This is a genomic window from uncultured Nisaea sp. (genome assembly GCF_963974195.1).
Taxonomy (GTDB): Bacteria; Pseudomonadota; Alphaproteobacteria; order Thalassobaculales; family Thalassobaculaceae; genus Nisaea.
The window spans coordinates 1-1,722 of the sequence record NZ_CAXBDC010000210.1; the positions used below are offsets into that span (position 1 = coordinate 1).

Sequence of the window (1,722 nt, forward strand, 5' to 3'; positions counted from 1 at the left end):
CCAGCATCATAAACGAACCTGTGATTCCGAACAAGGTAAACGGCCTGATATTCTTAGGTCATGAAACCCTGCCGGACATTGGCCGCACCTGTTCGTTAAACGACGGATATCGGTGAAAAACTCGCCCCACTAAATGTGGTGCCGTCGACGTGGGTGTATTGTTGGCCCCGCCTCGACGGCGGGTTTGATCGGCGGTGTCTTGATCTTTCATGTCTTCATATCGGCACGAGCTTCACGAGGCGTTTGAGGTTTTGGGCGGTTGCGGCGAGGAGGAATTCTTCGTTGGCTCCTGATAGGCCCCGGAGCCTGAGGCGGGTCAGTTTCAGCCATCGTTTCAGATGCGCGAACAGCATCTCGATCTTCTTGCGGCGGGCGCGCGCGGTCTGGAAGGCGTCCGTGTCAGCCAGATTGCGGGCTTTCTGCCGGGCTTCTTCGTCCATCAGCCGGACCACCGTTCTGGACGGCGCATCCGTGCATTGGGCGCGTAACGGGCAATCGCGGCATTGCGAGGCTTTGGCCTTGTACCGTTTCACCCGCGTCTCGGTATTCACGCTGCGAAGCAGCAGCTCATGGCCTTGCGGGCAGACATACACATCATTGTCCGCATCGTACTCGAAAGCATCCCGCGTCAGCTTGCCAAAGGTCTGCGCCTTGCGATCCAGAACCGGAATATAGGGTGTGACGTCCCGGTCGAACAACCATGACAGAAATGGCCCGGTGCCATAGCTTTTGTCGGCTGCCAGGTCCTCTGGCGTGAAGCCAACCGCACCTGCGCTGCGCTCCAGCATCTGTTTCGCTGCAACGATTTCCTGGCTGAGCCGCGCGGGTGTCGCTTCCACGTCCACGATGATGGCGTGCAGATCATCGGCCAGATAATTGACCTCATAGCTGAAACGCCCTGGCCCGTCTTTCAACGACCAGGCAGCCTGCGGATCGGTCTCGGAGATGTATTTCGGCGGCTTATGTTTTGGGCCGTCTGGCGGATTCTCAGCTGCGTGGTCCAGGTCGTCCAGATACGCCTGAACCGGGCGCGTGATCGTTTCCATTTCATCCCAAGTGGACCGGATGGCATCAGGTGCAGCCCGCTTGTCGCGGTTGGCATCCGCGTGAACCGTGCTGCCATCGACTAGGGCGCCGGTGCCGCTGACAAGGCCGTTTCCCGTGCAAATTCCGACGACTATTTCAAAGACTCGCCGCAAGATATCCCCGTCAGCAAACCGACCGTGGCGGTTTTTCGAGAAAGTGGACCGCTCCGGCACTTGGCCCTCAAGCCCAAGGCGGCAGAACCATCTGTACGCGAGGTTGAGATGAACTTCCTCGCAGAGCCGGGTCTCCGAGCGAATACCATAGAGGTAGCCGATCAGGAGCATGCGGATCATCAGCTCGGGATCGATAGAAGGGCGCCCGGTATGGCTGTAGAGCGGCGCAAGCTCGGCGCGCAGTGGCTTGAAATCGAGGAACCGGTCCACCCGGCGCAGAAAATGATCTGCAGGAACGTAGTCTTCGAGCTTGAACCGATAAAACAACTGCCCCTGATCTGCCAATCGTCCCATCATAAGCGCGCCCTCCGATCCAATAAGTCAATTGAATCATCAGGTTAAAATCAAATCAAGGAAAATCAGGGCCCCAGAATACAACATCTAGTGGGTCGAGTTTTTCACCGATATCGACGGTTTTGAGAACATCAATTTTTTGGAGAAGCTATGGCCAGAATGCGTATCT

General features: G+C 57.0%; 1 protein-coding gene. It reads right to left on the bottom strand.

The genetic code is table 11. From position 1 onward, the window contains the following. Window positions 1-215: 215 nt before the first annotated feature. Window positions 216-1,556, bottom strand: a complete 1,341-nt coding sequence (locus tag AAC126_RS22300) for an IS1182 family transposase (RefSeq protein WP_339857683.1) — start codon at window positions 1,554-1,556, stop codon at window positions 216-218. Window positions 1,557-1,722: the final 166 nt, after the last annotated feature.